Source organism: Enterobacter sp. Ag1 (assembly GCA_000277545.1).
Taxonomy (GTDB): Bacteria; Pseudomonadota; Gammaproteobacteria; order Enterobacterales; family Enterobacteriaceae; genus Cedecea.
This window is the reverse complement of sequence record AKXM01000032.1, coordinates 93,667-101,685: the sequence shown is the minus strand read 5'-3', so window position 1 is coordinate 101,685 and position 8,019 is coordinate 93,667. Positions and strand designations below refer to the sequence as shown.

6 protein-coding genes are annotated in these 8,019 nt (G+C 57.6%); 2 read left to right on the top strand and 4 right to left on the bottom strand.

Annotation, left to right across the window (positions count from 1 at the left end; all coding sequences use genetic code 11):
• From A936_RS22870 to dsdX, 3 genes are all read right to left on the bottom strand, one after another.
• Window positions 1-312: helix-turn-helix domain-containing protein (locus A936_RS22870; RefSeq protein ID WP_008458766.1), on the bottom strand; the 312-nt coding region annotated here is incomplete at its 3' end.
• A 117-nt stretch (window positions 313-429) separates the two neighbouring features.
• Window positions 430-1,758 carry a D-serine ammonia-lyase gene (gene dsdA / locus A936_RS13720; RefSeq protein ID WP_008458764.1) on the bottom strand — a complete coding sequence of 443 codons (1,329 nt, stop codon included), beginning with the start codon at window positions 1,756-1,758 and terminating at the stop codon, window positions 430-432.
• Window positions 1,759-1,775: 17 nt separating this feature from the next.
• A complete protein-coding gene (dsdX, locus tag A936_RS13715) occupies window positions 1,776-3,113 on the bottom strand; it encodes a D-serine transporter DsdX (protein ID WP_008458762.1) in 1,338 nt (445 codons plus the stop codon).
• A 224-nt stretch (window positions 3,114-3,337) separates the two neighbouring features.
• On the opposite strand from dsdX, the gene dsdC reads away from it, so the two are divergent.
• Window positions 3,338-4,273: a DNA-binding transcriptional regulator DsdC gene (gene dsdC, locus A936_RS13710; protein WP_008458760.1), complete on the top strand. Its 936-nt coding sequence runs from the start codon at window positions 3,338-3,340 to the stop codon at window positions 4,271-4,273.
• Here dsdC and emrD read toward each other — a convergent pair whose 3' ends face one another.
• The gene (gene emrD, locus A936_RS13705; protein ID WP_008458757.1) at window positions 4,274-5,458 is read right to left on the bottom strand and encodes a multidrug efflux MFS transporter EmrD; all 1,185 of its coding nucleotides are present in this window, start codon (window positions 5,456-5,458) and stop codon (window positions 4,274-4,276) included.
• 362 nt (window positions 5,459-5,820) lie between these two features.
• Here emrD and fhuE point away from each other — a divergent pair, with 362 nt between their 5' ends.
• Window positions 5,821-7,986, top strand: a complete 2,166-nt coding sequence (fhuE, locus tag A936_RS13700; protein WP_008458755.1) for a ferric-rhodotorulic acid/ferric-coprogen receptor FhuE — start codon at window positions 5,821-5,823, stop codon at window positions 7,984-7,986.
• The last annotated feature ends 33 nt before the right edge of the window (window positions 7,987-8,019 follow it).

The following is an 8,019-nucleotide window of genomic DNA, read 5'->3' as shown; positions in this document are numbered from 1 at the left end:
GGGCAACTGATGCCCGTGGTCTTCAAGCCAGCCCTTAATCTTGCGGGCTCCCCAGCGTGGATGTGTGGCATGTGCCATCCGCAGCAGGTCGGTAATGCTGTCGTCGGTTCTTGCGGGGGAAAAGTGTGGTGCACGTGAACGGTCAGCAAGACCGGCAGTGCCGTCCTGTAACCAGCGATGAAGCCACTTGTAGCCAGTGGCAGGAGAAATGCCATAGCGACGGCACAGAAGACGAATGTTCGCCCCGTCCTGCGAGGCGAGCAGAACAAACTCAGAACGTAATGACATGGTATCTCTCGCATCCCACGGCATAAGCGGCTCCATAAACGGGTTCTTATGCCTTAGTTGTAAGTGTCTACCATGTCCCCGAACAAGTGTTCACGATGTCCCCGGACCGTACATGGGGAGAGGGCTGGGGTGAGGGGCTAATCAGCGAGCCTTCGTTAAATACTGCGCCATCTCAGCCTCAGGAACCATACCGCCTCCGGTGGCCCAGACCAGGTGCGTCGCGTTATCAAGCTGTTGGGCGCTGAAGCCCTGCAGCTCATGGTAAGACGTCGTCGCGCACACGCGCTGCGGCCCGGCCATACCAGCCAGGGCCGACGGCTCCAGGCGAATATTTTCCTCTTCAGCCAGCCAGCCTAGCAGGTTGTACAGCGTTTGATCGTCCACGGTATAGAAGCCGTCCAGCAGCCTTTGCATTGCTCTGCCGACAAAGCCGGAAGCCCGTCCCACGGCCAGACCGTCGGCGGCGGTCAGGTTATCTATCCCGATATCCTGCACGGAAAGCGCATCATGCAGGCCGGTATAAACCCCCAACAGCATGCAGGGGGAGTGGGTTGGCTCGGCAAAAATACAATGAACGTGGTCGCCAAAGGCCAGTTTCAGCCCAAACGCCACGCCACCGGGGCCGCCGCCGACGCCGCAGGGCAGATAGACAAACAAAGGGTGCTGCTCATCGACGGTAATAGCCTGTTGCGAGAATTGATCTTTTAGCCGTTGCCCGGCGACGGCGTAGCCAAGGAACAGCGTGCGGGAATTTTCATCATCGATAAAGAAGCAGTTGGCGTCAGCCTCGGCGGCTTTTCTCCCTTGCTCAACGGCAACCCCGTAATCTTCGGCGTATTCAACCACCTCCACGCCGTGGCTGCGCAGTTTAGCTTTTTTCCATTCGCGGGCGTCGGCGGACATATGCACCGTGACGCGGAAGCCAATTCGGGCGCTGATGATCCCAATCGACAGACCCAGGTTGCCGGTAGAGCCAACGGCGATGCTATAGCGGCTGAAAAACTCGCGTAATTCAGGAGAAAGCAGCTGGCTGTAGTCATCTTCAGGACTCAGTAGGCCCGCCTCGGTAGCCAGTTTTTCTGCGTGAGTCAGGACTTCATAAATGCCCCCGCGAGCCTTAATCGAGCCAGAAATAGGCAGATGGCTGTCTTTTTTCAGCCACAGTTTACCGAAGAGCCGCTGCCCATTTTCTTTTTCCAGGCGCTTTTGCATCGCCGGAATGGCGGCCAGCTCTGACTCGATAATCCCACCGGTTGCGGCGGTTTCCGGGAATGCTTTGGCCAGATAAGGCGCAAAACGAGCCAGCCTGGCGTGCGCCTCTTTCACGTCCTGCTCAGTCAGGCCAACATGCGGTAAGCCTTCGGCAAGGGAGGTGGCTCCCGGATTAAACCAGGTCGTTTCGTTCAGGGCGGTAAGCTCGCTGAGCAGCGGAAATTTTTCGGTTAACGCGTGTAATTCTGTCGATTGCATAACGAGCCTCCTGGCGCTCAGATGATAAAGGAAAGCAGGAATGTGCCGGCCAGTGCAACTAAAGAAGCGATGAATGTCGCCGTGGTGTAGTACTTAAAGGTTTCATGGAGCGTCGCGCCGCAGTACTGCTTCACCAGCCAGAACAGCGAATCCGTCACAATGGTGCAGCCGATAGCGCCGGAGCCGATGGCGAGCGTCACAATCTCCGGACTGACGTTGGGATAGAGCGGCAGCAGCGGAGCAACGATAGCCGTGGCGCCCATCATCGCCACGGTCGCAGACCCGACGGCGGCGTGAAGGATAAGGGCAACCAGCCAGGCCAGCAGGATCGGATGCATATGCAGGCTGGAAAGGCTCAGCGCCAGGCTGTCTGCCATGCCGCTGGCCTTGAGAATGGCGTTAAACGCGCCGCCTGCCCCGATGATCATCAGGATATTCGCGATGGAGCCAAAGCCAGTTTCGGTGTGGCTCAGCAGCGTAGCTATACCCATGTTCTGACGCAGTCCCAGCAGATAATAGGCCACGAAAACGGCGATAAACATGGCGGTAATCGGGTTGCCGATAAACTCCAGCGCGGTATAAGCCGTGCTGCCCGGGGTCATGTTCAGCTCAGCGAGCGTCTTCGCCAGCATCAGGCCAATGGGTAGCAGCACGGTAAACAGCGTGGCGCTCAAGGACGGCAGAGAAGCCGCATCGCGCGTTTGCAGATATGAAAATTCGACGGGAACGGATTTAAACGGCAGACGCTTGCCCAGGCATTTCAGAAAGAGCGGGCCACCCACCAGAGACGCCAGCAGGCCAACCGCTAAGCCATACACAATCACGGTGCCTACATCGGCGCCGAGTTTATTGGTCACAAACAGCGCCGCCGGATGTGGGGGCACCACGCAGTGAACGGCCATCAGCGCGGTACACAGCGGGATCGCCAGTTTCAGCAGCGAAGTGTGGGTCTTTTTGGCGATGGAAAAGGCCAGCGGGATGAGCAGCACCACGCCAACCTCAACGAACAACGTAATGCCGCAAATCAGGCCGACCAGTACCATAATCACGTCGGCGGAAAGCCAGCGGCAGCGCTGCAGCGCCAGGCCAATGCGTTCGGCGGCGCCGGAGACTTCCATCATTTTTCCCAGAATGGTCCCCAACCCGATGACCGCGGCTAAAAAGCCGAGTGTGCCGCCGATGCCGCTTTCCACTGCGTTGACCATCTCCAGCGGGCCCATGCCCATCATCACGCCGACGAAAAAGCTCGCCAGCAGCAGCGCGAGGAAAGGATGAAGCTTCAGTTTTATGATGGTCAACACGATTAACACTATGCTGGCAAGCAGCGTACCCACCACCCAGATTTGCGATCCCATTAGCCCTTCTCCTGTGCATCATTTGCGGGCTATTGGATATAAATCCATCCGGGCTGACAAACGATAAAACTGGCCTTTCACATGAGGTAAATTGAATCAATAGGGTGATTTGAGTCGAAATCAGGCGATGAAATGTGTTTCAGGTTCGCTTTTCTTCAACTAAATGCTGCTGGTTAGCCACGGATTTTTTAAACTTGGCCGCTGGAATTGAGAGAGAGGTCACGATGGAAACGTCACGCGAGGGGCGAAATCGGTTATTAAACGGCTGGCAGCTGTCGAAGCTGTACACTTTTGAGGTGGCGGCGCGCCATCAATCTTTTGCACTGGCGGCGGATGAACTGTCACTCAGCCCCAGCGCGGTTAGCCACCGGATAAACCAGCTGGAAGAGGAGCTAGGGATCCAGCTTTTTGTTCGCTCGCATCGTAAAGTGGAACTGACGCACGAAGGCAAGCGGGTGTTCTGGGCGCTGAAATCGTCTCTGGACACGTTGAACCAGGAGATTCTGGATATCAAAAACCAGGAACTCTCGGGGGTGCTGACCGTGTACTCCAGGCCGTCGATCGCCCAGTGCTGGCTGGTGCCCGCGCTGGGGGATTTCACCCAGCGCTACCCTGCTATCTCGTTAACTATTCTGACCGGGAACGACAACCTCAATTTACAGCGTGCGGGTATCGATCTGGCGCTCTATTTTGACGATGCGCCTTCCTCGCAACTGAGCCACCATTTTCTGATGGATGAGGCGATTCTGCCGGTTTGCAGCCCGGAATATGCCCGCCGCTTTGAACTCAATTCCCGGCCTGCTCAACTGCGCCACTGTACTTTGCTGCATGACCGGCAGGCGTGGAGCAATGATTCCGGCACCGATGAGTGGTACAGCTGGGCTCAGCAGTTTGGTATTGAACTCCCGGCCTCGACGGGCATAGGCTTCGATCGCTCTGACCTGGCGGTGATTGCCGCGATGAACCACGTTGGCGTAGCGATGGGGAGAAAAAGGCTGGTGCAAAAGCGGCTGGAGCGGGGCGAGCTCATCGCCCCGTTTGGGGAGAAAACGTTAAAATGCCATCAGCATTACTACATTTCGACCCTCAGTGGCCGACAATGGCCGAAGATTGACGCTTTTATTAGCTGGCTGAAAAACCTTGCCGAAGAGGCTAAATAACTAAACTGTCTCGCCATGATGCTGGAACCGCTGCGCCAGCGGCAGCCAGCAGCACAGGATCAGCACGCCCATCGCGGTCATCAGCATGCCGATGCTGTATTGCCCGGTTTGTGGCATCAGCGCGGAGAACCAGGCCATCACGCCGGAGCCGATGTTTTGCAGACCGCCAACCAGCGCCCCTGCGGTACCGGCCAGGAACGGGAACGGCTCCATCGCGCCGCTGGTCGCCAGCGGGAACAGCATGCCTGCGCCGAAGAAGAACAGCGCCGCAGGTACCAGCAGTGTCCAGATATTCATGATGCCGAACCAGCCTGGGATCCACATGAAAATCCCGGCGAACAGGCAGCTCAATACCGCCTGCCACATCAGGCTGGAGAAACGCACGTTCTGGCGGCCCGCGTACCAGGAGCCAAAAAACGCCGCCGGAATGGGCAGAATAAACAGAATGCTGACCACCACGCCGTTCAGGCCGAGTACGCCGCCCATCAGTACGCCGGAGCAGGCTTCAAACACCGCCACGCCCGCCAGGCCACCAACCAGCATCAGCAGATAGCAGTTAAAGGAGATATTGCCGAGCAGCATTTTGTAGCTGCGCATCAGGCGAGGCGGCGTGGCGTCTGCCGGGCGAGTTTCGGGCAGCCAGCGCCACATAGAAAACGCGACAATGGCACACAGCAGCAGCAGGAAACCGTAGCAGGCCCGCCAGCCCCAGACGCTGTCCAGCATCCCGCCAATAACCGGTGCCAGCAGCGGACTCACCAGAATGCCCATGTTCAGCAGGCTGTTGGCCTGGCGTAAATCACCGCCTTCGTAGAGATCGCGCGGCATGGTTCTCGCCATCACGCCCGCGACCCCGGTGCCCATGCCCTGCAGGGCGCTTGCCAGCACCAGAATATGCAAATTAGTGGTAAACAGTGCACCGAGCGTCGCCAGCATAAAAATCACCATGCCGGCGAGGATCACCGGGCGGCGGCCAATGCGATCGGAAAGCGGGCCATAAAACAGCTGAGACACGCCGTAGGTAAACAAATAGGCCGCCATCACGCGCTGAATCGCGCCGCTGCGTACGCCCATTTCATGAGCCATATCGGGAATAGAAGGAATATAAATCGTCTGTGTCATCTGCCCGACAGCAACCAGCAGAATCAACATCATCAGCAGGTGGATATTGGCTAACTTTCTCATGGCGTCCGATCGTTTACCTGAAAAAAGAGAGAGGCTTCGCAGCGTATTTTGCTGTGTATGTTTTGAAAGCGAGAGGAATCTATCACAACCTATGCAATAAGCCAGATGATGAGGCTGTTTTAACAGCAGAATTACGTGTCGGTTTGTAAAGCGAAAGCGGCAATTTTTATTGCCACCAAACGCCCATTTTTGCCCCGCAACGGTGCAATCTTCGTTAACCCTCAGAGGATTACATTTGTTTACAGGTTAAATACAAATGCGTATATTTCTCATCCGCATTTAATCGTGCGCGTCTTTATAAAAATCAAAAAAAGGTGCCGGCCACGGAAAACGCCGCAGCACTGCAAAAATGAGGGTTTAACATGGCATTTGTTAACTTCTCCAGGGATCGGTTCACGTTACGGGCAGGCGGCCCATCACTCCTGGCGGCGGCCATTGCGCTGGCGCTGCTGCCTTCTGCGCAGGCAGAAGACACCATCACGGTGAATACTCAGGCGGACAATCCGCTGGCGGGACAGGAACAGGATTACAGCGTCAAAACCACCACCACCGGCACCAAGCTGCTGCTGGTTCCGCGCGATATCCCGCAATCCGTCAGCGTCATCAGCCAGCAGCGTATTCAGGATCAGAACCTGCAAACCATCGGCGAGGTGCTGGATAACACCACCGGCATCAGCACCAAGCTGGTGGACAGCAGCCGTGCCACCTACTTTGCGCGCGGCTTCTTCATCAGCAACTATGCCTACGACGACATGCCCACGCAGGTTAGCGACGTCTGGGACTTCGGTGATACCGGATCGGATACCGCCGTGTTTGAAAATATTGAAGTAGTGCGCGGCGCGGCGGGGCTGATGAGCGGCAGCGGCAATCCATCGGCGTACATCAACATGGTGCGCAAGCACGCCGACAGCCGCGAATTTAAAGGCAACGTGTCCGCCAGCTACGGTAGCTGGGACAAGCAGCGCTATGTGGCCGATCTTTCCGCGCCGCTGAGCGAGTCCGGCAACGTGCGGGGCCGCGTGGTCACCGGCTACCAGGACAACGACACCTGGCTGGACAAAAGCCACTACCGCAAGAAATTTATCTACGGCGTGGTGGATGCCGATTTGACCGACTCCACCACGCTTTCCGTCGGCTACGACTACCAGGAAAGCAATGACGACAGCCCGACCTGGGGCGGCCTGCCCACCTGGTATGCCGACGGCAGCCGGACGCACTTTAGCCGCAGTGCCACCACCGCGCCGGACTGGGCTTACTCCAATAAAGACGCCACCAAAGTGTTCGCCAACCTGGTCCAGCGCTTTGATAACGGCTGGGAAGCGCGAATTAACACGCTGCACGCCGAAACCAACTTCGACTCTAAGCTGATGTACGTCACCGGCTTCCCGGATAAAGTCACCGGCGCGGGCACCAGCGCCTATGGCGGCTGGAACCGGGGCGAGCGTAAACAGGATTCGGTGGATGCGTTTGTGCGCGGCGGCTTTGACCTGTTTGGCCGCCAGCACGAGCTGATGTTCGGCGGCAGCTACAGCCGCCAGCGTAACCACTACGACAACGCCATGCCGAACACCGGCTTGCCTTACGGCGGCATCGCGATGGACAGCTTCTACAGCAGCGTCGCAGACCCAAGCTGGTCAGCCTTCTCGCTCTACAGCAAAGATGTGGTGCGCCAGCAGGCCGCCTACACCGCCGCACGTTTCTCGCTGGCTGACCCGCTGCACCTGATTGTGGGCGCCCGCTATACCGAATGGGACGCGGACTACAATCCGTCCACCGCGCCGCAAACCAGCCTGAGCAGCAAAAAACACGACGTGACGCCGTACGCGGGGCTGGTTTACGACATCAATGACACCTGGTCGGCCTACACCAGCTATACCTCCATCTTCCAGCCAACCGACAAGCGCGACGTCAACGGCGATTACCTCGACCCAACCACCGGGAAGAGCTATGAAGCGGGCGTGAAAGTAGACTGGTTTAACACGCGCCTGACCACCTCGCTGGCGGTGTTCCGCATCGAACAGGACAAAGTTGCCCAGTCGCTCGGCACGCCGGTTAACGGCAACCCTGGTGAAACGGCGTATAAATCCGTGGACGGCACCGTAAGCCGCGGCGTGGAGTTTGAGCTGAACGGCGCGCTGACCGATAACTGGCAACTGACCTTCGGGGCTTCCCGCTATGTGGCAGATGACAATAACGGCGACGCGGTAAACCCGGACCAGCCGCGCACCACGCTGAAGCTGTTCACCCGCTACCAGCTACCGATGCTGCCGGAAGTGACCGTGGGCGGCGGTGTGAACTGGCAGAGTAAAACCTGGCAGGATGCCTACGGCCCGAACGGCAACACCCGCATCAAACAGGGCAGCTACGCGCTGGTGGATCTCTTCACCCGTTACCAGGTAACGAAAAACTTCGCCGTGCAGGGCAACATCAATAACCTGTTCGACAAAGAATATGAATCCTGGCTTTCCGACTATGTGGTTTATGGCGCCCCGCGCAGCTTCTCGCTGACGGCAAACTACAGCTTCTAAGCGTGACGGGGAGGTCAGTGACCTCCCTGATTA